This is a genomic window from Pseudoclavibacter sp. RFBA6 (genome assembly GCF_002931575.1).
Lineage (GTDB): Bacteria > Actinomycetota > Actinomycetes > Actinomycetales > Microbacteriaceae > Pseudoclavibacter > Pseudoclavibacter terrae.
This window is the reverse complement of sequence record NZ_PSUA01000003.1, coordinates 333,226-354,173: the sequence shown is the minus strand read 5'-3', so window position 1 is coordinate 354,173 and position 20,948 is coordinate 333,226. Positions and strand designations below refer to the sequence as shown.

Below are 20,948 nucleotides of genomic sequence, written 5' to 3'. Positions count from 1 at the left end.
GATTCAGGACGGATCAACCTCTGTCAGCGGTCCGGTGATCCGGCTTTCACACGGGATTTGAACGATCTCAAGAACGTCCCGGCTGCCGTCTTCCAGATGACGAGGCCCCCGACGAGCAGCTGCGACCAGATCTCGTAGTCCTGATACTTCGGCACCTGGTAGCCGGCGAGGCGCCGCCCGAGCAGCCTGCCTGCCAGAGTCCTCCTGCGCTTCACCTGAAGCGGCTGGACGGGCACGACAAGGTCGAGGTCGAGCTCCTCGAGGACGACAGCACCGCTCTCCGCGGCCTGAAGCAGCAGCTGGTGCCCACGTTGCGTGCGAGCGATCGCGACGGATTCACCATCCTGCTCAGCGAAAAGGGGGTAGCCGTTCTCATCGGTGTCCCAGAAGTCACCAACGGCGATGTCCGCGGCTTCCCCCGTGCCATCGACGCAGAGCTTGCACCGCATCTGCAGGTCCCGGCCCAGGTGCGAACCCCAGGATTCCGAATACGAGAGCGCCGCAGTCTTCCCCGCGGTGTCCGTCGCAGTGAAGAACCCCGGCCAGCCGTCGCCGCGATACTTCAACCGGGTAAGTTCATCGGGCTCCAGACCGATCTTGCGGACGAGGGAGTCGGTCGCCTTCTGGCTCGGCGTCCCCGCACAGAAGAACGAGAGCATGACGGGCGACTCACCGCCCTGGTCATCGCTCAGCGCCCGGGCCGCAGCCACCTCGCACGGCTTCGCAACCACCGCGGTCGACGCGTCCAGCTCGACGCCGTCGAGGGCCGCAACTGGCGCGTAGCGAGACCCCGCAGAGGCGAGGGCCTGCCGCCTGCTCGTGATCGTGACGGGCACACTCCGCTTCGGCGCGGAGCAGTCCGAGGCGACACCGCGGGCATGCTCGACGATCCCCTGTTCGATCAACCAGGACGACAACGCGGTCAAGACGCCGCCGCTGCTTCCTCGGTCGCGTGTCTCCGAATCAGCCGCCCATGCGCGCCACACGGATACGTTGCGCCCGAAGAACGGATGCACGCTCGCCCCGGGCTCAACGCGAGGGGCTACCACCCTGACTCCGGGGCAGATCCGCTTGAACCGCGCAGCATCGGCGGCATCCGAGGCGTCTCGCGGCCCCTCGACAACGGGGCGCCTGAACCCCTCATCCGAGTCCGACATGCGAACACGATTCGAGATGAGCGCGCATCCACCGCATCCAGTGCAGCTGCCAGAGGTGACGACACGCGCAACTGCGCGGTCAAGGCGTCCAGAGGTGTTCATCGTTCCCTTCACAAGCCGTTTCCACCCGGGCGAGACACAGCCAACACCCCGTGAGGGTGAAGTTCGGGGTGAAGTCACCCGGGAAAGCGGCAATATTACCGCTGAACTGGTAAGGCCGCGCGGGCACTCGTACCCCTTGACAAGCACGCAGGATGCACATAGTTGTCGACGGATCGCAACCCGTGGGTACAGTGCAGAGATGACACGGAGGGGGCGAATGCGAGCACGAGGACGAGGACGAACAAGGACCCTGCCCCGCCAGCGCGAACGCTGGATCGACCTCATCCGCGGCACCGCCATCCTCCTCGTCATCGCCAACCACGCCATCGACGTGCCCACGCACATCGCCGACATCACCCCCGGCACCGTCATCGACGACATCACCCTCTACTTCGCGCCGTTCCGCATGACCTCCCTCATGCTGCTCTCCGGCCTCCTCCTCCCCCGCGCCCTCGCCAAACCACCCCGCCGCTACTACGCCAGCAAACTCCGCACCCTCGCCTGGCCCTACGTCGTCTGGCTCGTGATCTTCTGGATCGCCACCTCCAACCCCACAGAGTGGATGCGCCCAGACGGCTGGGCCACACGCAGCTGGCTGTGGTTCATCCTGTGCCTCTTCCTCTCCTACCTCGCCGCGCCCCTGCTCACCCGAATCCCGACCCCGTGGTTCACCCTCGTACCGATCACCCTCTGGCTGCTCAGCACCGTTGCCCCCGACGGCACACTCTTCGACCTCAGCTACTACAGCGGATTCTTTTTCACCGGCTACCTGATCGCCCGAAGCCGGCACCTGCTCAGACGCTTCGATTCGACACCCACCATGGTGACGCTCCTCGTCGGCAGCTCGGTCTTCGCCGCACTGCTCGTCCTCCAGGAGCACGGGCTCACCCTCACCTCGCCCACGACGCCAGGCACGAACGACGACGGTGCCATCGAGCGCTTCGACCTGATCTGGGTTCCCGTCGTCCTCGCCGGCATCGCCGGCACCGCGCTCCTCGCGCGACGCATCCGCGGCACCCTCGACGGACACCGCGAACCCGCCCTCTCACGCTTCCTGCAGCACATCGGCCGCAACTCGGTCGTGTTCTACCTCATCCACTACCCACTGCAGATCGTGCTCGTCAAACTCCTGGCCGCGGCCGGCATCACCGAGCAGCCCATCGTGATGAGCGCGTGCATCATCGCCGCACTTGCCGTATCGTTCGGCGCTGTTGCACTCCGACGCCGCAGCCACATCGTGAATGCGCTCTTCGTCTTCCCGCAACGAGCAGAGTCATCCACCAGGTGAGCGAACCCGGTTCGCGCACCGGGACAACCCACAGCGCCCTAGTGAAACCATGATGCCCACACGAGCAGCCATACAGCAGCCAGCCGCCAGAAGCGCGGCCGATGTGACGCCCGCATCCGGTTCGACAAGGCCAATACGGCGCGAGCACTGGATGGACCTCGTCCGCGGCGCCGCGATCCTCCTCGTCGTCACCTTCCACGCCAGCGCCATCCCGATCTTCCTCGCCGGCGTCGACCCGACCAGCGTCATCAACGACCTCAACACGCTCTTCGCGCCCTACCGGATGAGCACGCTCCTCCTCCTCTCCGGGATGCTCCTCGGCCGCTCCCTCGCGAAGACGGGCCCCACCTACTACACCGGCAAACTGCGCACCCTGGCCTGGCCGTACCTGCTCTGGGGAACCGTGTACTGGCTCGTCACCATGCAAGACGGGTGGACAGACCCCAGCAACTGGATCGCCCTCAGCTGGCTCTGGTTCATCTTCTACCTCGCCATCTACTACCTCGCCGCGCCGCTCCTCACCCGCATCCGCGGCCCCTGGTTCGTGCTCGTGCCACTCGCCCTCTGGGTCCTCAGCGCCATACTCTCCACCGACAGGATCGGGCCATCCGGGATGTGGGGCGACCTCGCCTACTACGGCGGATTCTTCTTCGCCGGCCACCTCGTCGCCCAGCACCGCCACCAGCTCGCCCGCATCGAGAGCTGGCCACTCCTCATCGCCTGCACCGCCATCGCCGGCGGCTTCGGCGCGCTGCTCATCGGGCAGACGCGCGGCACCTACTTCGGCCTCGACGGTGCACTCCAGTGGATCTCGGGCACAACCTCGACAGCTCCCGGCGACGGCTCACTCACCGCCGCGACCCGCCTCATCGACCGCTACGAGCTCGTCTGGATCCCCGTCATCCTCGCCGGAGTCGCCGCGATCATGATGATCACCCGCCGCCTCACCGGCACCAAACGGGGCCTCGACGGTGACTCCGCTCACTGGCTTCAGTACATCGGCCGCAACTCCGTCGTCTTCTACGTCGTGCACTACCCCGCGCAGATCATGATCACCTCATGGCTCGGCGACTGGGGCATGCGCGACCCCACCTGGATGCTCATCATCAACACCATCGTCGCGATGAGCCTCAGCTACCTCTTCTGCTGGCTGCGCCGCTGGCCGGCAGGAGACGCCGTCTTCGTGTTCCCGAAGCTGCGTCCCCGCCGCCGCGCTACGCCTTGACCGGAGCGCCGTTGCGCTCGAACCCCGACCACGCCGACGTGACCATGTCGTCCAGCGAGTACTTCGCCGTCCACCCCAGCTCATCCTTGATCCGGGACGCGTCAGCCACCAGCAAGGCCGGGTCACCCGGGCGACGCGGCGCGACATCCGCCTCGAACTGCTGCCCGCTCGCGCGACGCACCGCATCCAGCACGTCGAACACCGAGTAGCCCTCACCGCGACCCACGTTGTACTCGGCCGAGACCTCGGTGCCTGCCGCGATCGCGTCCAGCACCGCGAGGTGCGCATCCGCCAGGTCGACGACGTGCACGTAGTCGCGCACGCACGTGCCGTCCGGCGTCGGGTAGTCGTCGCCGAACACCAGCGGCGACTTGCCCTCGGCCAGCTTCTCGAAGATCATCGGCACGAGGTTCAGCGCGAAGCGGTCGGCCAGCTCGTCGCTGCCAGCACCCGCGACGTTGAAGTAGCGCAGCGACACGGCGCTGATGCCCGCAGCCTTCGCCGCAGCCTGCACGAGCCACTCCCCCGCGAGCTTCGTCTGCCCGTAGGGGTTGATGGGGTTCTTGACGTCGTCCTCGCGGATCGGCTCGTCGGACCCGGTCCCGAGGCCGTACACAGCCGCCGACGACGAGAACACGAGGCTCTTCACGTCTGCGCGCTGCATCGCCTCGAGCACGTTCGCGAGCCCGCCCATGTTCTGCTGGTAGTACCACGCGGGCCTCGCCACCGACTCGCCCACCTGCTTCTTCGCCGCGAAGTGGATGACGCTCGTCACCTCGAGCGCCTGCATGATGTCGGCAAGCGCATCCGCCGCACCCGTCGTGGAGATGTCGAAGTTGAAGTGCGGGGTCGCGCCGACCTTCTCGGGGGTGCCCGTCGTGAGGTCATCGACGACGACGGCCGTGTCCCCGCGAGCCTCGAGAGCGGCAAGCACGTGAGCGCCGATGTAACCGGCACCGCCGGTGATGAGCACAGTCATGGTGAATCTCCTCAGAGTGCGGCAGCGCCGAGCGGCTGCGCCGGGCTTCGTCGGACGCGCCGGAACGCACCCGCCCCCATTCTGGCAGTTCAGGGCAGCGGGCGCGCCAGAGCGGGCTGGTCAGCCCTGCCGAGCCTTCATGCGCGGATTCTTCTTGTTGATGACGAACGTGCGACCGCGGCGGCGGACGATCTGCGCGCCCGGGACCTTTTTCAGCGCCTTGAGCGAGTTGCGAACTTTCATGGCCACACCCTTCTTGTTGAGAATCTTTCTCATTAGACTAGCCGCATGACCCTCGAACAGCCAACCAGCCAGACCGCCGCGAGCTCGCTCGGCATGACCCTCATCAGCGGCCTCGAGACATCAGGGCGGCAACTCGTGACCGCCCTCATGTGCGCCGAACCGAGCGGCGCGACCCCGGCAGCGGACTACGGGAGCGAGCACACCGTGGCGCTCGAGCTCGGCATCGAGCTCGCCGAAGACCTCCTGCGGCAGGCCTCGAACGGGCGGCGGGGCAACACCATCGTCGAACTCTCGGCAGACGCCGACCCTCAGAGCATCGGGCTGGCAATGGAGCACGTCCTCACCGAGGGACGCGAGGCCATGGCCCCTGCTCCCGACGATGACGACGCCGGGCTCGTCGTCGGCCCGCGAGAGTTCGTCACCGTCGCCAGCATCACCGACCTCAGGCGCCTGCTGTTCCAAGAAGGCGCTGCCCTGCCAGACGACGCCGACGCATCCGCCACCCTCGTCGGGCAGCTCGAGTTCGCGACCGTCATCATCCTCACCGCCGCCGACGCGCACCCCGCCGGCGTCGTCAGCGAGACCTGCGCCCTCATCCAGCAGCTCAACCCCACAGCCGCCATCACCACGCCAGCCGCGGCCACCGAACTCGGGCGGCGACTACGGCCGATCCGACCACGACTCGCGCACCAGCTCGCATCCACCGCCGGCTGGATGCTGCGGCTCGACGAACGCACCCACTTCCCGCCGGCCGGCGGCCCCATCGACTGCCACGTCTTCCACGAGCCGAGGCCCTTCCATCCCGAACGCCTCGCCACAGCCCTCGCCGGCCTCACGCCCGACCGAGTCGGACTCATCGCCCGCTCCCGCGGACTCTTCCGCCTCGCCAACCGCACGAACCACGTCGGCGACTGGTCCAGCACCGGCAGCAGCATCCAACTCGGCGCGTCCGGCCTCGCCAGCTCAGACCCAGACGCACCCCTCGGCACCGCCATCGCCTTCTTCGGAAAGAACCTCCACACCGACGCCATCGACGCCGCCCTGCGCGGCTGCGCCCTCACCGACGATGAGCTCATCGCCGGCCCGGCCGCCTGGCATGGCTATGTCGATCGCTTCCCGGGATGGGAGTAGCGGACAACCGCCACCGAGACGCGCCTCGTCACGCTACGAAAAGCCCCGCCCCCTCCGCCGACGCGCCCGCAACCGCGAGGCCGAAGGCCCCTGCTCGAGAACCCCCAACAGAGCAAGCGTCGTCGCCTCCCAGTCGAACACGACCTGCCGATACGACAGCCGGACGACCCGCACTCGCGAACGCACGCGCACCCCGTTCAACACGAGATCGCGCGAACGATCCCCCTCGAACGCCGCCAGATCGGTGTGATGCAACCTCGAATCACACTCGATCACCAGCCACCCGTCGACCAGAAGGTCCACGAAGCCCACACCCTCGAACCACGACTGGGGCTCCACTCGGTGACCCCCGCTCTGCAACCAGAAGCGCACCTTCGACTCGGTTCCCGACATCGCCGCACCACTCACGTAGCGAAGCTTGCGCCGAGCACCCGAGGGCAGGCGAGCAGCAATCGCGTCCAAGGTGCCGAACTCCAGCATCCGCCGTTGGAGGAGCGAATCGACCACAACGACCAGATCAGGCTCGTCCAGGCACAAAAGCGCGGACCCGACCGCCGACTCCACATCGTCGACGGCGTCCTTCCCCAACGGAACCGTCAACGACCGTGGCCGCCGATGCAAGCGAACTCCCGCCCGCGACTGTGCTGCGACATCCCGCGTGCCCCCAGCACGCCTCCTCATCTCGCCACCGGCGCCGAGACGCACACGCACATGCGTGAGCGGAGACTTCAGATCCCAGGCACCCAGCAGCGCAAGGGCACTCGAGCACGTCACCCGGCCACCCACCTGAACCGCCTTCACCGCATGGCTGCTCGCACCCGGAAGCGCGTACCAACCAGGAGCGACCCGGCGGAACACACCAGCCCGGAGACTCCGTCGAAGTTCAGCGTCAGAACCACCGGACCGTAGCCAACGGTCACGCGCGAACACCCCGCCGATGGGGGCTTCGAAGTCAGAGGGCAACGGCTGCATGTGCACAGCCAACGCCAGCGGCGCTGTCTTCGGACGACCAGTCGAGAAACTGTGGAAAAGATCCCGCACCGACGTCGCGGGCCGGTGTCCCGCCTTGGCAAACTTGGGTGACTGATGCGCCCTCGCGCATCCCCTTGGAACTTGTACGGCTGAATAGTCACCGAAGTTGACGCGAGCAGGCCGGGAGGCCCCGCTCACGACCGCGGGCGGCCCTTCTCCGGGCATCTGCTGGTCGTCCGGCCACACCGACAGCTTCGGTGACTACCCGAGACTTTCTGCCCGGAAGCGGTGCAGATTCCGCGATTCGTCACCGAAGTTTTCGCAGCGCGCGTCAGAGGACTGATCGTGGCGCGACCGAACATCTTCGCGACCCACCAGACGGGCTCCTCGGGTGACGCGGTGCGAGCCAGCGCGGAGGCGAGCGCGCTCAGCGCGGAGAGACCGGCAAGTGCATCTCGAACGTCGTACCTTCGCCGACCGAGCTCGAGGCCTCAAGCCGCCCGCCGTGCGCTTTCACAATGGCGAGCGTGATGTTCAGACCGAGACCCACGCCGGGAACCGCCTGCTTCGTCGCCGTCGTCGCGCGGAAGAACTTCGTGAAGAGGCGATGCATCTCCTCCTCGGGAATGCCCATGCCCGTGTCCGACACGTACACCACGAGCTCGTTCCCCTCCCGACGCACCCCGACGCGGACAACGCCGCCCTGAGGAGTGAACTTCACCGCGTTCGAGATCAGGTTGTCGATCGCCTGCCCGAGACGCATCGCGTCGCCAGCAAGCGTTGCCTCCTCGTTGCCAGGCTCCCCGACCAGCTCCACCGAGGCCTGCGCAGCAGTCGGCAGCGCCGTCTCCAACGACAGCCGCACGACCTCACCAAGGCGCACCGGCGAGAACTCCATCGGCACCTTCCCCGCGTCGACCTGCGCGACGAAGAGCAGGTCGCCGACAAGCGCGAGCAACCGCTGCGCGTTGCGTTCGGCCACCTCGAGGTAATGACGCTGCTCGTCGTTCAGCGGCCCGCTCTCCTCATCACGGGCGAGCTCCAGGTAGCCGAGGATCGAGCTCAGCGGTGTCCGCAGCTCGTGCGAGATCGTGCCCACGAACTCATCCTTGAGCCGAGAAGCCTCGTTGACCTGCGTCATGTCGTACGCGATGAAGATGTGTCCGACGACATCCCCGTCTGGCGTCTTCCGCGGAGCGCACGTCATGAGCGTCGGCAGCGGCTCCCCCTCGGTGCGGACCAGCTCGACGAGCGTCCCCGCCTGCTCGTCGCATCCCGCAATCTCCACGAGTCGCCGCAGCAGGCGATCTCCGCCCTCGCTTTCCTCCCCCTCGCCACGGATCGCGGACGCGGAGACCTCTGACAGGAGCTCAGTCACGTTCCGAGACCCGACGACCTGAACCGCGGACGGACCGAGGAGATTGCGTGCCCCAGGACCCCACGCGACGATCGTCCCGTCGAGCTCGGTCACGATAGCGATCTCGTGGACCGCCGCGTTCCAGACGCTGCGGTTGAAGGCCTCGGAGGCGCGGAGCTCTCGCAATGCGACCTCTCGAGCCTCGTTGCTCGCCTGCACCTCGCGAAGGCGGCGCTCCCGCTCGTCGGCATAGAGCTTCGAACTCTCCACCTGCACCCTCGCCCGGTGCGACAGCTCGTTGATGATGCTCGCGATCACCGCGAACACCAGCGGAGTGAAGACGACGCGGAGGATCAGCGGATCGCTCCACGGCGCGGTGCCGATCAGGTACGGGATCGCGACGGTCAGGACCGACGTGCCGATCGCCAACCAGATGGCACGGCGACCCGGCGCCGCCGCGATGAAGATCAGCGGGAGCAGGATCAGCGACGTGAACATCGACTGGGCACCACCGGTGCCAGCGCGGAACAGGCCGAGCGCCAGCATCGTGACGACGGGGAGCACCAGCTGCCACCACGGCGCGATCTTCGGCCACGGAATCACGAAGGCGACTCCCGCGAGCGCGAACACGATCACGACCCCCGTCCACGCGGCGACAGGCTCCAGGATCACCGCGCCCGGCACGACGACGACGGCCCCGAGCGCCAGCAGCAGGCCGAGCACCGATGCGAGCTGACGGACGGCAGGAGACGCCGTATCGACCGCGAACTCGCCGAACGGGCTCTTCACGGAGACGCTCACGTCTGGAGCTCCCTGAGCCTCGCGACGAGACTGGCCAGCGAGAAGGGCTTCGTCAGGTAGTCGTCTGCCCCGGCTGCCTCTCCCGCCTCCTGCGCCATGACATCGGCGTTGGCCGACACGATGATCGCGTGCGCACGAACGTCGCCCTCCTGGGCGCGAAAACGCGAGAGCACCTCGAGCCCCGACAACCCCGGCATCGACACATCCAGAAGCAGCAGTTCAGGCGTCGACTCGACGGCAGCCCGCAACGCGCTCACCCCATCGCCGTACGAGCCCACGATCTCGAAGCCTGCCCGACGCGCGGCCGTCTCGAGCAGGAAGCGGATGTCGTCATCGTCATCCGCGATCACCACCCTCGCCGCCATCAGGCACGCCCCGCACGGAGGCGCGCGACGAGCCCCTTGACCTGATTGCCGGTGAACGGCTTCGGGAGCACGTCGTCCGAGCTCGGGTAGTCGGACTCGTCGAGCACCGAGGAGATGACGATCGCCACCTCGGGCGCCACCTCGCAGATCCGCTCCCGCACCTGCCACCCGCTGTCGACGCCCAGCAGCAGGTCGATCACCGCGACATCGGGAACCTCGACACGGATGCTTGCGAGCGCCTCATCGAGCGTCGCCGCCGACGCCACCGAGCACCCCGCCTTCCGGAACTGCGTGCGCAGCAGCTCACGCTGGTCCCCGTTGTCATCCACGATCAGCACCCGCAGCTGGTCATCGCTCACAGGAAGAACACCTCTCGCACGACGACAAGCACTGCGACGCCCACCAGCGCGACGGTCGCCTGCAGGTACAGGCGACGCTCCGCTCTGGCATCCCGCTCGATCTCCTCCGTCAGACGGCGCTCACCCAACTCGCTCATGCCAGCACGCGTCCGCTCTTCTCCGTCTTGTCCCACGTCATCGCGGCACCACGCGCCTCCTTGATGTAGGCGTCGAATGTCACCGCGCACAAGATCGGCCCGTAGCCGATGAGATAGACCAGGAACGGATTCAGCACTCGGCCGATCCTCGTCGAGTCGATCAGCTTCATGCCCCACGCCGCGAGCATGCACAGCGAGATCCACGCGAAGATCGCGAGGTTCCACGCGTCGTACCCGCTCTCGGTGAGCGTCAGCCCGAACATGGCCGGCACGCGCTGCTCGAACAGGCCCGGGAAGAACGCCGCCAGCAGCACGATCATCGAGATCAGTCCGGGAAACAGCAGCACCTCGCGCCACGCCACCCTGCCCACCTTCGGGTCGAGTTGAGCTGCGAACAGCATGATGTAGACGTACGCGCAGCCCACCACGATCCAGAGCGCGCGGAACACGAGCATGGCAAGCGGCGAATCCATCAGGTACAGCCCGATGAGGCCGACCGACGAGAGCAGCATGAGCACCGGCAGCAGGAACACGCTGAACCAGAAGAGGCCGAACGAGATCGTGCCGAGCTTGTGCTCCTTCGAAGGCCGGAACCACAGGTGGCTGTACCGCTTCGTCAGCTGCACGTTGCCCCTGGCCCAGCGAAGCCGCTGCTTCCAGAGATCCCCGACGTGACGAGGCTCTTCGGCCAACACGACAGCGTGCGGCTCGAACACCACCTTGCGGCCCGACAGCTGCGTCTCGAACGTCGTGACCGTGTCCTCCGCCAGCGAGCTCGTGTCGATCTGCCCGCCGATGGCGACGAGGTTCTCCCGTGAATGCAGCTGCGCACCACCGGCGAGGCAGGCGAGAGCCCCGAGCACATTCTGCGCACGGCGACTGCCGATCTGCGACAAGACGTACTCGAATGCGATGAACCGCGTCAGGTAGTTCTTCCGCAGGCTCCCCTCGCTGATGTACGCCGTGACCGAGCCCACCTCGGGGTCGGCGAGATGCCTCGTCATCTTCCGCATCGAATCCGGAAGATAGATGACGTCGGCGTCCATGATGAGCAGCGCCTCCATCCAGTCCTCGCTCAGCACGCGGCGAAGGCCATGGTTCAACGTGTGCGCCTTGCCCTCCCCGCCCTTCTCGCGCCGCAGGTGGAAGACCCGGCCCGGATACCGTGCGGCGCGCTCCAGAACGACGTCAGGAGTGTCATCCGTGGATGCGTCGTCGACGACGTACACCCTGAGCCGCTCCGGCGGATACTCCAGAGCCATGAGCCGATCGATCGACCCCCCGATCACGGCGCCCTCATTCCACGCCGGAACGACGACGGCCACGTTCGGAAGATACGGCGCAGCCTTGTCGTAGTGGTTGAAGCGAGCGTGCAGCGGCACGACGAGGAACTGGTAGGCCATCGTGAACGCCGGAATCGCGCCGAGCGCGACGAACACGACGAAGATCGTCGCCAGCACCGCCCCGCCGAGATCGAGCCAGGCGTCACCACTCACGCGGCACCACCCGCATCCGACGAACCGAACGCCGACACCTCCGCCAGCATCTCGCGAACCCGGGCATACACACCGACATCGGCCGCGCGGTGACTGTCCGTCGACGCGACCAGCGTGGCGCCCTCCGCGAGCACCGCCTCGAGCGCCCGCACGCTCGGGCACCCCCACTTCTCGTTCACCTCGATGGATGTCCCCGTCTCGCGAGCGGCAGACGCCCACGCCGAGAGATGCTCAGCGGAAAGCTGAGACTCGTCGATGCCCACCTTGGGGAGGATCGAGAACGGATGCGCCAGCTGCGCGCCGCCACCCGCCACGCGCATCGCGCCGATCGTCGCGCCGATGAGCAGATCGAGCGCGTCATCGACCGCGAGACCCGCAGCCAGACGCTCACGCGTCTCGCGCGGCGACCACGGACCATCCGGACCGGGGAACTGGTGATCGGCGATCACAATGCCATCGACTCCGCCGCCACCCACCCGCAGGTCGCTCGGCACGTCGAGCGTGCCCCGCGCATCCAGGATCTTCGCCTCGACACCGATCACCAGCTCGACACCTGTCCTGCGCCTCGCCGCGACCACCGCACCCACGAACTCCGGCACCCATGCCGTGTCACGGCGCACATGATCGGTCGCCCGCATCGCCATCAGGCCGGCCTGCTCGGCGGCGCGGACGTTCGCCGCGATGGGACTCTCCGCGTCGTCCGAGAAATCGGAGTGCACATGCCAGTCTCCGAGCAGCAGCGCTTCGAGACCGGGAACCGCCTGCCCGTCAGTCACGAGCGAGCACTTCATCCCAGGGCAGGAACACGTCCTCGAGGAAGCGGACGTTCGCAACCTCAAGGAACTCGACGCGCGCAGGAACCGACCGGCCGAGCGCGATATCCACCGCGAGCGACGGCATATCCACACCGGCCGCGATCGTCAACGGCATCGCCCCCGAGAACCTCGGGTTGATCTCCAGCAGCGCTGGGCGGCCATCGGTGCTGTACCTCAGCTGCACGTTCGCCACACCGACGAGGCCGGCCGCACGAGCGCACGCGGCTGCCGTCTCCTCGAGCTCCGAGCGATGCACCGTCCTGCCCGCAACGGCTACCCCGGAATCCACACGAGCACGCAGACGAGGAACCGCCGCGATCGCCTGCCCATCGGCGCCCATCACGACGTCCACGGAGAACTCGTCACCCGGCAGGTTCTCCTGGATGAGCAGGGCAGCATCGCGCGGCTTCGCCTCCAGCTCCTCACGCGAATGCACGAGGTGCACGCCACGTGAGCCCGCCCCGCTGCGGGGCTTCACGATGACCGGGAAGACCCAGTCGCGCGCGATGCCCTCATCGTCCAGCAGGGCAGTCGCCGGCACCAGGGCGTGCGGCTCGCACGCCTGCACCAGCAGCCACTTGTCGAGGCACGTCGCGAGCGCCTCCGCAGACGGCGCCGCGAGCACCGCTCCGAGCTCTGCGCGCCGAGCCGCGAGCGACGGAAGCTCCACATCCACGGTCGACACGACGACGTCGATGCCATCGGCAGCGACCACTGCGACCACCGCGTCGCAGAAGCCCTCCGAGAGCCCAGGAGGCACAAGCCTCCGGTGCGCCTGGTCGACGAGATACAGACCGCTCGCCCAGCCGTCCATATCCGCCGCGAACACCTCGAGGTCGGCCCTGCCGAGGAGGGAGCGGATGACCGCCACACCAGCCGGCCCACCGGCACCCGTGACCAGGACGCGAGATCTCATGCGCGGTTCTTCTTCTCAGTCTCAGTCGTGCCCAGATCATTGACGGTAGCGAACTCGACGTCGCCACGTTCCGCCGTGATGCTACTCGCATCCCGGATCACCTCGAGGGGCTCGCTGTACGTCCCCGTGCCGAACCGCGACCAGTACCTCGCAGCCGAGAGCACGAAGTCCGGCGCGAGATAGTCGCGGATATGCGCCTGCGAGGCGAAACGCGCAAGCAGACCCAGTTTCATATCCGTGAACCCGTCCACGGTCACGAACCGCGTCGGTCGGAAATCGATCGTCGACGACGGGCTCTGATAGCAGGCCACGCTCGCGACGCGCCGACTCGCGACGAGCGTCGCCTCATGCACGGCGCGATGGTCCTGATGACGGTCATTCCGAGAATGCGTGTACACGATCGTCGGATCGGTCTCGGCGATCACCCGCTCGATGATGCCGACCGTCGGATCATTGTTCGGAATAGCCGTATCCGTGAGGTCCTCGAGGAACAGACGCGCGCCCAGAGACTCCGCAGAAGCCAGAGACTCATGCTGCCGATCCGCGGCATCACCACCGCGCCCGCCGCGCGACAACGTGAGAATGACAATCGCATCGCCGGCAGCCGCGTGAGCCGCCAGCGTCCCGCCCACGCCGATCTCCACGTCATCCGGATGCGCTCCGATCGCGAGCACGCGCCGGCGCGGGTTCCGCGACCGCTCGGCCCTCGCGGCCTCGACAAGACGCTGCACGGTGCGCACGAGCAATGCACTCGGGATCGGCTTCTGCAGGAACTCGTCCGCGCGGTCGCGCAGGGCACGCACCGCGTACTCGACGGAGGCGTGCGCCGTCATGACCACAACGGGCAGATCCGGCTTGATCTCGCGCAGACTTCCCAGAACCTCGAGTCCGTTCGCTCCTGGCAACTCGACGTCGGTGAGCACGAGATCGGGGTTGAAGTCGCTCACGTTCATCAGCACGGCAACCGCGTCCCGGAGCACGCGCACCTCGCACCCCAGACGCCTCCGAAGCACTGTCTCGAGGAATTCGGCGACATCGCTATCGTCTTCGATGATGAGAATGCGGTACGAAACCTCAGGCATAGTCGCCAACAGTAATCGGAAACGCATTAGTTGGCACCTGCTCTCGGCGATTCTCGAATTCGGCGAAGATCCCCGAGAATAGGAAAAAGGAATGCCTATAAACTTTCCGTCGCGTGGACGGGGCGCTTTACGCGGCGACGGGGTTCTGCGACGGGGCGGTCTCCTCGCCTCCCGGCGGGATGCGGCACCACGATTCCGCGATGAGACCGACGGTCAGCAGGACGGCCGCGCCGGTTACCGAGACCGCGGCGTGCCAGATAGGCTCCTCCGGCGGCACCGTACGTGTCACCGCGAACGCGAGAACGCCCAGCGCGACACCGGCCATGAGCGACGAAGCCAAGCTCGCCGCACGCGCGAACGCCAGCACGCGGAACGCGTACTGCGGGTCGACGCGTTTTCCCCTCACGTCGCGCTCGACCTCGCGGCCGTGGCGGTCAGCGCCACCACCGGCCCCACCCCGCTCGAGACCAGGCGCACGCCGCCGCGACTCGGCCTCGCGGCGCTCTCGCCACAGGCGGCGCGTGTACGACCGGATGGGCCACGCGAGCCACAGGAGCAGCCCCGCGAGCACGACCAGCGTCAGGGGCATCGTGAGCGGCGGCGCCATGACGGGACGACCAGAGGTCACGAGCCAGGTCTCCACACACCACGCGAGCACGCCCCCGATCACGACCAGGCCGACGAGCAGGCCCGGTCGCGTTCTGCTCGCCAGGTTCATTGCGCGACCCGATCGACCCGATCCGGAGCGGCCGCCCGCAAGTCCGCGACGCTGCCGTGCGGGGCGAGCTGCGCGCGCGGGTCGACCTCGAGCCACGGCGCCAGGACGAACGCACGCTCGTGCGCCCGCGGGTGCGGGAGCTGCAGCTCGCCGTCGTGGAGCTCGCCGGACACCTGGATGAGATCGAGGTCCAGCGTTCGGCTCCCCCAGCGCGTCTCGCGCGTACGGCCGTGCGCATCCTCGATGGCGTGCAGCGCGCGCAGGAGGTCTTCGGCGGGCAGATCGGTGTCGACGAGCACCACCGCGTTTCGGTAGGCGGGGGCCTCTTCGCTGACGCCCTCGAGCGTCAGCGCGGGCGTCTCGTACAGGCTCGAAGCGGCGACCAGCTTCGTGCCTGGCAGCTCCGAGATGCTGCGCAGGGCGGAGGACAGGGTCGCGTCGCGGTCGCCGAGGTTGGCGCCGAGCGCGATCACCGCCTGGCGAACGCGTGTCGACTGCTGGGCCGACGTGGCGTTCGGAGCGCCGCCGGCGCGGCTCACGACGGCCGCATCGGAGGGCGAGCGCTCGTCCTGCTCGCGCTGCGCGATCGGCGAGAAGAGGTCGCCAGCAGGCTCGATGCGTGGCAGCGGCACGTTGGGGGCTCCCCCGGAGTCGAGGACGATCGACGCGTCGGAGGCGGTGTGCGCGGCGGCGGCCGCTTCACGCGCGAGGAAATCGTCCTCGGCGCTCGCCGACACGACGGTACTCGGAGTCGCAGCGGGAACGGCGGCAGGAACGGCCGTGGCTGCCGTCTGGGCGCTGGGCGCCTGGGCCGCGTGCGCGGCCGCCGATTCCAGGTACTCCCCCGGAGCAGCCGGCCGATGCCGCAGGATGCTCACGGCGACATCCTCGAAGTCCAAGGCGACAGGCGCCTGGGGCTTGTGCACCGTGATCCGCACCGCCACCGCGTCGTCGAAGCCGAACGTGGCCGCCGCCAGGCGCTCGGCCAGCGTCTCGATGAGGTCGACCGGCTCGCCCGTCACGATCGCGTGCAACGCGTGCATCCACTCGCCGTAATGCAGGGTGTCGCCGATGTGATCGCTCGACGAGGCCGCGGCCGCGTCGACCCATGCCTCGGCGTCGACGTAGAAGTCCTGTCCGTCCCGGCGTTCATGCTCGAACACCCCGTGATGCCCGCGAGCGTGCATGCGAGTGATGAGGATGCGGTCGAGCTCCGGCTCCGGGACGCCCGCGCGGCGGATCGGCTCGGGCGGCGCCGTGGCGGGGGGCTCGGACGGGACCTGACCGGCGACGCTGTTGGTCGCACCGACCACCGGCTCGCGCACGAACGCGTGCTCGTGCGCATGCCCGCGAGCAGCGTCGGCGGCCGCACTGCGTGTGGCGGTGGGCGCATCCGCCACCCGTCTGGCGTCCAGGTTCGGCTCGTGTCCGCTTGAGTGATCAGTCATCCTGTGCTCCTTCACGCCACGCGTCGACGACATCCAGCGCCACGCGGTTCGCCTCGACGTTGTGCACCCGAACACCCCAGACGCCCGCCTTCGCGGCGAGCGCCGTGATGACCGCCGTCGGCAGGTCGCGTTCGGTCACGTCGGCTTCCGGTCCCAGCATCTCGCCCGTGAAGCGCTTCCGGGAGGCCCCCACCAGCAGCGGATGCCCAAGGGCCACGAACTGCTCCAGCTCACGCAGCACCGCCCAATTGTCGTCGCGGCGCTTCGCGAAACCGAGGCCAGGGTCGAGCACGATCTGCGACGGGTCCAGCCCGGCATCCACGGCGCGGTCCCGGGCTCCCGCCAGCTCGGAGAGGATCTCGGCGGCAGGGTCGCGGTAGTCGGCGAGCTCGTTCATGCGCACCGAGTGCCCGCGCCAGTGGCTCAGGATGAACGGGTTCCCGCTCGCGGCGACGAGGCCGAGCATCGCGGGGTCGGCCAGGCCGCCGGACACGTCGTTGACGTACTCGGCGCCGAGCTCGAGTGCGGCCTCGGCCGTCTTCGCGTACATCGTGTCGATGCTCACCAGCACGCCGAGGCCAGCGAGCTCCTTGATGACCGGCAGGACGCGCGCGGCTTCCTCCTCCTGCGGCACGCGCACGGCGCCGGGGCGCGTGGACTCGCCACCGACGTCGATGATGTCGGACCCCTGGGCGACGAGCTCCCGCGCGCGTCGCAGCGCACGCTTCGTGCGCCGATTCTGGCTGAAGAGATCCTCGAACTTGCCGCCATCGCTGAAGGAGTCCGGCGTGATGTTCAGGATGCCCAGGATGCGCGGCCGCTTCGGGATCGCCGGCTGCAGCAGGTTCGTGAACCGCTGCGGCAGCTCGAACGGGCGCGTGTTCACGGGGCCGGAGTCCTCCGCCCACTGCTCACCCGTCGCCGCGTCGAGCTGCGCGTCGCGCTCGGTGAGCTCGGCGGGCGCGTGCACTGCGGTGGCCGCTGCTGCAGCCACTGCCGTCTCCTCCTCCGATGCCTCTGGCGCTTCAGCCGCGTCGTCCTCGTCGTCGGCTGACGCGGAACTCGTCTGCGTGCCCAACCGTGGGTCGAAGCGCGCGCCGCGCAGCACGTGACCGACGATGGGCGCGGCGGGTGGAGCCGACTGACCGCTCGCGGCAGGCGTCGCGGCGGCGCCCTCATCCGCGGCGACGATCGGCTGCGCCCCGATGAGCGAGATGATCTCGGCGCGAGCGATGGGCTCGGAGAGCTCGCCCCGCGCAGACACGGTCACGACGACGCCAGCCTGCTGCCGCGAGCCGCGCAGCCCGGCGCACGCGTGACTCGCCTCGATGATCGCAAGCGCCCCGCGGGCGTCGAGCGCCGTCATCATTGCGTCCACCAGCTCGTCGCCGAGGCGCTCCTGCAGGGTCGGTCGCGTGGAGAGCGTCTCGAGGAGCGCATGCAGACGGCCGAAGCCGACGATCGAATCACCGGGCACGTAGGCGAGGTGCACACGGCCAGAGAAGGGCAGCAGGTGGTGCTCGCACATGGACCGGAAGGCGAGATCCCGGAGGACGACGGGCTGCGACACGGGCGCAGTTGCGTTGTCCGTGGATGCAGATGCGGGTACGGATTCGCGTGCGGAGGCAGATTCGAACGCGACGGCACTGGCAGATGCGGCGAGCGGAGCCCCGGATCCGGCCGCGCCGGGGACAGCCTCGAACGGCTGCTGCGTGTCGGCGACGGGGAACCTGGCGCCAGCCAGAGGCGTGATCGCGTCAACCCCGATGCCGCCGAACAGCTCGAGCGCGGCCTCCGCGACGCGCTCCGGCGTGCGCGCGAGGCCAGGGCGGTCGGGGTCCTCGCCGATCGCCGCCAGGAACTCCCGTACGGCAGCCTGCGCGCGCCCAAGATCGACCCGCTCCGACGAACCGGAACCGACATCGTTCATTTGCAAGTCCTCACTCCGCAGCGCCCGCAACGCGGGTCGGTCTCCATCCTCCCGCGAAACGAAGCCCGCGCGCATCCCCGCACCGCCCGCGCGCGTCGCGCGGTGACCCGCGGACGCGCATCCGATGCGGAGGCGGGCCACCACGCTCGACACCCATCCGCGACTGCTTCGTGGAACTGGCCGGCGGTCTCGGCTGGAACCTGCTGCAGATGGGCATCCTCATCGTCCCCTCGTAGCCGTCAGCATCCGTGACTGTCGCCGCGCTCAAGAAGACGCGCGGCTCCTAGACCTCATGCCCGAACCGCAGGTGCACGCACACGCGAAGAAGGCAGGTTCCCATCGCCGGGAACCTGCCTTCTTCGTCGTGCATGCGGGGTTTAGAACCCGAGCTCGGCGCCGCCATCCTGAGCGTGCTCGATCGGGTCCATCTGGTCGACCGGGATGTGCGGCTTCAGCGGCACAGGCGGCAGGGCGCTCACGGGGCGGTCGGGGCTTGAGAGCCACTGCGGGCGCTCCGGCAGCTTGCGCACGGGCGCGAAGATCTCTTCCAGGCGCACGTGGTCGAGCGTCTCCTTCTCGAGGAGCTCGGCCGCCAGCTGATCGAGGATGTCGCGGTTGTCGTTGATGACCTTCCACGCCTCGTCGTGGGCCTGTTCGATGAGCAGGCGCACCTCGCGGTCGACGGTCTCGGCGACCGACTCCGAGTAGTTGCGGCCGGCGCCAGCCTGCTGACCGTAGACGGTCTCAGCGGAGGACTCCCCGAGCTTCACGGAGCCGACGGACGCGGTCATGCCGTACTCGGTGACCATCTTGCGGGCCGTCTTCGTGGCCTTCTCGATGTCGTTCGAGGCGCCGGTGGTCGGGTCGTGGAACACGATCTCCTCAGCGACGCGGCCGCCCATGGCGTACGACAGCTGGTCGAGGAGCTCGTTGCGCGTCACCGAGTACTTGTCCTCCAGCGGAAGCACCATCGTGTAGCCGAGGGCGCGACCGCGCGGGAGGATCGTGATCTTCGTCACCGGGTCGGTGTGGCGCATCGCCGCGGCGGCGAGGGCGTGGCCGCCCTCGTGGTACGCCGTGATGAGGCGCTCCTGATCGTTCATGACGCGGCTGCGACGCTGCGGACCGGCGATGACGCGGTCGACCGCCTCGTCGAGCGCCTCGTTGTCGATGATCTGCGCGTTGGAGCGGGCCGTGAGCAGCGCCGCCTCGTTGAGCACGTTCGCGAGGTCGGCACCCGTGAAGCCGGGTGTCTTGCGCGCGATGACACGAAGGTCGACGTCCTGCGACAGCGGCTTGCCCTTCGCGTGCACGCCGAGGATGCGGGCGCGGCCGTCGAGGTCTGGCGCGTCGACGCCGATCTGACGGTCGAAGCGCCCGGGGCGCAGCAGCGCGGGGTCGAGCACGTCCGGACGGTTCGTCGCTGCGATGAGGATGACGTTCGTCGAGCCGTCGAAGCCGTCCATCTCGACCAGCAGCTGGTTGAGGGTCTGCTCGCGCTCGTCGTTGCCGCCGCCGATGCCGACGCCACGGTGGCGACCGACGGCGTCGATCTCGTCGACGAAGATGATGGCGGGTGAGTTCTGCTTGGCCTGCTCGAACAGGTCGCGCACGCGGCTCGCGCCGACACCCACGAACATCTCGACGAAGTCGGAACCCGAGATGGAGTAGAAGGGCACGCCGGCCTCACCCGCGACGGCGCGAGCGAGCAGGGTCTTGCCGGTTCCTGGAGGGCCGTAGAGCAGCACGCCCTTCGGGATGCGGGCGCCCACGGCTTGGAACTTGGCGGGTTCCTTGAGGAACTCCTTGATCTCCTGCAGCTCCTCGAGCGCCTCGTTGGCACCGGCGACGTCGTCGAACGTGACCTGCGGGCTCTCCTTCGAGACGAGCTTCGCCTTTGATTTGCCGAACTGCATGACGCCGCGGCCACCGCCGCCGCCCAGGCCTCCAGCGAAGAGGATCCAGATGAAGAAGCCGATGAGCAGCAGCGGGAAGAGGATGCTGACGGCCGACAGCAGCCAGCTCGGCTGGGGCACGTCGTCGTCGTACCCGCCGGCGGGAGCAGCCGTGTCGACGGCCGACACGACGTCGTCGGCGCGAGCATCCACGAAGTAGAACTGGACATTCTGACCGTACTCGGGGTCGGCCTGCGCCAGCTCCATGTCGACGCGGTTGTCGCCGTTGACGATGACGACCTTGTCAGCTTTCTTCTCCTGGAGGAGCTCGAGGCCCTGCTGCGTCGTCACCTCGCGGGTGCCACTGCCGTTGATGAGGCTGAAGCCGAGGCCGATGACCAGCACGGCGAGCACCACGATGAAGATCGGGCTCTTGAGGATCTTGGTAACTTGCTTCATAAGTCGAGACTCGAGTGGCGTGCTCGGTGCCTTTCAGCCGGTTCTTCGCCAGCGCACCAGGGCGCGCGATCGA

General features: G+C 68.1%; 19 protein-coding genes. 3 read left to right on the top strand and 16 right to left on the bottom strand.

The genetic code is table 11. From position 1 onward, the window contains the following. Nucleotides 1-23: 23 nt before the first annotated feature. Nucleotides 24-1,157, bottom strand: a complete 1,134-nt coding sequence (locus tag C5C17_RS18470) for a Coenzyme F420 hydrogenase/dehydrogenase, beta subunit C-terminal domain (protein ID WP_181028442.1) — start codon at nt 1,155-1,157, stop codon at nt 24-26. Nucleotides 1,158-1,476: 319 nt separating this feature from the next. Here C5C17_RS18470 and C5C17_RS02205 point away from each other — a divergent pair, with 319 nt between their 5' ends. Together C5C17_RS02205 and C5C17_RS02200 are read left to right on the top strand one after the other, a co-directional pair. Continuing rightward, a complete protein-coding gene (locus C5C17_RS02205) occupies nt 1,477-2,547 on the top strand; it encodes an acyltransferase (RefSeq protein ID WP_181028441.1) in 1,071 nt (356 codons plus the stop codon). Nucleotides 2,548-2,596: 49 nt separating this feature from the next. After that, the gene (locus tag C5C17_RS02200) at nt 2,597-3,772 is read left to right on the top strand and encodes an acyltransferase (RefSeq protein ID WP_181028440.1); all 1,176 of its coding nucleotides are present in this window, start codon (nt 2,597-2,599) and stop codon (nt 3,770-3,772) included. On the opposite strand, the gene galE is transcribed toward C5C17_RS02200, so the two are convergent. Beyond that, nucleotides 3,762-4,751, bottom strand: a complete 990-nt coding sequence (gene galE / locus C5C17_RS02195) for a UDP-glucose 4-epimerase GalE (RefSeq protein ID WP_104251720.1) — start codon at nt 4,749-4,751, stop codon at nt 3,762-3,764. The two genes, C5C17_RS02200 and galE, sit on opposite strands and share 11 nt — an antisense overlap. Nucleotides 4,752-4,871: 120 nt before the next feature. Next, nucleotides 4,872-4,994: a type B 50S ribosomal protein L36 gene (gene ykgO, locus C5C17_RS02190; RefSeq protein ID WP_104251782.1), complete on the bottom strand. Its 123-nt coding sequence runs from the start codon at nt 4,992-4,994 to the stop codon at nt 4,872-4,874. A gap of 45 nt (nt 4,995-5,039) precedes the next feature. On the opposite strand from ykgO, the gene C5C17_RS02185 reads away from it, so the two are divergent. Next, the gene (locus tag C5C17_RS02185) at nt 5,040-6,125 is read left to right on the top strand and encodes a GTP-binding protein (RefSeq protein WP_104251719.1); all 1,086 of its coding nucleotides are present in this window, start codon (nt 5,040-5,042) and stop codon (nt 6,123-6,125) included. A 33-nt stretch (nt 6,126-6,158) separates the two neighbouring features. Here the strand turns inward: C5C17_RS02185 and C5C17_RS02180 are convergent, their stop codons facing one another. The 13 genes from C5C17_RS02180 to ftsH form a co-directional block, all read right to left on the bottom strand. Then, nucleotides 6,159-6,713: a hypothetical protein gene (locus C5C17_RS02180; protein WP_104251718.1), complete on the bottom strand. Its 555-nt coding sequence runs from the start codon at nt 6,711-6,713 to the stop codon at nt 6,159-6,161. A gap of 811 nt (nt 6,714-7,524) precedes the next feature. Beyond that, entirely contained in the window at nt 7,525-9,255 is a 1,731-nt protein-coding gene (locus C5C17_RS02175) for a PAS domain-containing sensor histidine kinase (RefSeq protein ID WP_104251717.1), read from the bottom strand. Further along, nucleotides 9,252-9,608 carry a response regulator transcription factor gene (locus tag C5C17_RS02170; protein WP_181028439.1) on the bottom strand — a complete coding sequence of 119 codons (357 nt, stop codon included), beginning with the start codon at nt 9,606-9,608 and terminating at the stop codon, nt 9,252-9,254. Before C5C17_RS02170 ends, C5C17_RS02175 begins: the two co-directional genes overlap by 4 nt. An 11-nt stretch (nt 9,609-9,619) precedes the next feature. Next, a complete protein-coding gene (locus tag C5C17_RS02165; protein ID WP_104251715.1) occupies nt 9,620-9,979 on the bottom strand; it encodes a response regulator in 360 nt (119 codons plus the stop codon). Beyond that, nucleotides 9,976-10,116: a hypothetical protein gene (locus tag C5C17_RS18465; protein ID WP_181028438.1), complete on the bottom strand. Its 141-nt coding sequence runs from the start codon at nt 10,114-10,116 to the stop codon at nt 9,976-9,978. The genes C5C17_RS02165 and C5C17_RS18465 overlap by 4 nt, the downstream gene beginning before the upstream one ends. Beyond that, nucleotides 10,113-11,612 (bottom strand): glycosyltransferase, encoded by a 1,500-nt coding sequence (locus tag C5C17_RS02160; protein ID WP_374953882.1) that lies wholly within the window; start codon nt 11,610-11,612, stop codon nt 10,113-10,115. Before C5C17_RS02160 ends, C5C17_RS18465 begins: the two co-directional genes overlap by 4 nt. Then, complete coding sequence (locus C5C17_RS02155) at nt 11,609-12,388, bottom strand: PHP domain-containing protein (RefSeq protein WP_258065815.1); 780 nt, start codon at nt 12,386-12,388, stop codon at nt 11,609-11,611. Before C5C17_RS02155 ends, C5C17_RS02160 begins: the two co-directional genes overlap by 4 nt. Beyond that, nucleotides 12,381-13,343: an ATP-grasp domain-containing protein gene (locus C5C17_RS02150; RefSeq protein ID WP_104251713.1), complete on the bottom strand. Its 963-nt coding sequence runs from the start codon at nt 13,341-13,343 to the stop codon at nt 12,381-12,383. Before C5C17_RS02150 ends, C5C17_RS02155 begins: the two co-directional genes overlap by 8 nt. After that, the gene (locus tag C5C17_RS02145; protein ID WP_104251712.1) at nt 13,340-14,425 is read right to left on the bottom strand and encodes a response regulator; all 1,086 of its coding nucleotides are present in this window, start codon (nt 14,423-14,425) and stop codon (nt 13,340-13,342) included. The genes C5C17_RS02150 and C5C17_RS02145 overlap by 4 nt, the downstream gene beginning before the upstream one ends. Before the next feature lie 127 nt (nt 14,426-14,552). Beyond that, a complete protein-coding gene (locus C5C17_RS02140; RefSeq protein ID WP_104251711.1) occupies nt 14,553-15,143 on the bottom strand; it encodes a DUF3180 domain-containing protein in 591 nt (196 codons plus the stop codon). Continuing rightward, nucleotides 15,140-16,591, bottom strand: a complete 1,452-nt coding sequence (gene folK, locus C5C17_RS18860) for a 2-amino-4-hydroxy-6-hydroxymethyldihydropteridine diphosphokinase (protein ID WP_181028437.1) — start codon at nt 16,589-16,591, stop codon at nt 15,140-15,142. The genes C5C17_RS02140 and folK overlap by 4 nt, the downstream gene beginning before the upstream one ends. Continuing rightward, a complete protein-coding gene (gene folP, locus C5C17_RS19065; RefSeq protein WP_181028436.1) occupies nt 16,584-18,521 on the bottom strand; it encodes a dihydropteroate synthase in 1,938 nt (645 codons plus the stop codon). Before folP ends, folK begins: the two co-directional genes overlap by 8 nt. A 377-nt stretch (nt 18,522-18,898) precedes the next feature. Continuing rightward, entirely contained in the window at nt 18,899-20,875 is a 1,977-nt protein-coding gene (ftsH, locus tag C5C17_RS02125; RefSeq protein WP_104251708.1) for an ATP-dependent zinc metalloprotease FtsH, read from the bottom strand. Nucleotides 20,876-20,948 lie beyond the last annotated feature (73 nt).

Coding starts and splice junctions, on each gene's coding strand:
- C5C17_RS18470 (WP_181028442.1), bottom strand. CDS start 1,157: ATGTCGGACTCGGATGAGGGGTTCAGGCGCCCCGTTGTCGAGGGGCCG.
- C5C17_RS02140 (WP_104251711.1), bottom strand. CDS start 15,143: ATGAACCTGGCGAGCAGAACGCGACCGGGCCTGCTCGTCGGCCTGGTC.
- C5C17_RS02205 (WP_181028441.1), top strand. CDS start 1,477: ATGCGAGCACGAGGACGAGGACGAACAAGGACCCTGCCCCGCCAGCGC.
- folK (WP_181028437.1), bottom strand. CDS start 16,591: ATGACTGATCACTCAAGCGGACACGAGCCGAACCTGGACGCCAGACGG.
- folP (WP_181028436.1), bottom strand. CDS start 18,521: ATGAACGATGTCGGTTCCGGTTCGTCGGAGCGGGTCGATCTTGGGCGC.
- C5C17_RS02145 (WP_104251712.1), bottom strand. CDS start 14,425: ATGCCTGAGGTTTCGTACCGCATTCTCATCATCGAAGACGATAGCGAT.
- C5C17_RS18465 (WP_181028438.1), bottom strand. CDS start 10,116: ATGAGCGAGTTGGGTGAGCGCCGTCTGACGGAGGAGATCGAGCGGGAT.
- galE (WP_104251720.1), bottom strand. CDS start 4,751: ATGACTGTGCTCATCACCGGCGGTGCCGGTTACATCGGCGCTCACGTG.
- C5C17_RS02185 (WP_104251719.1), top strand. CDS start 5,040: ATGACCCTCGAACAGCCAACCAGCCAGACCGCCGCGAGCTCGCTCGGC.
- ykgO (WP_104251782.1), bottom strand. CDS start 4,994: ATGAAAGTTCGCAACTCGCTCAAGGCGCTGAAAAAGGTCCCGGGCGCG.
- ftsH (WP_104251708.1), bottom strand. CDS start 20,875: ATGAAGCAAGTTACCAAGATCCTCAAGAGCCCGATCTTCATCGTGGTG.
- C5C17_RS02200 (WP_181028440.1), top strand. CDS start 2,597: ATGATGCCCACACGAGCAGCCATACAGCAGCCAGCCGCCAGAAGCGCG.
- C5C17_RS02150 (WP_104251713.1), bottom strand. CDS start 13,343: ATGAGATCTCGCGTCCTGGTCACGGGTGCCGGTGGGCCGGCTGGTGTG.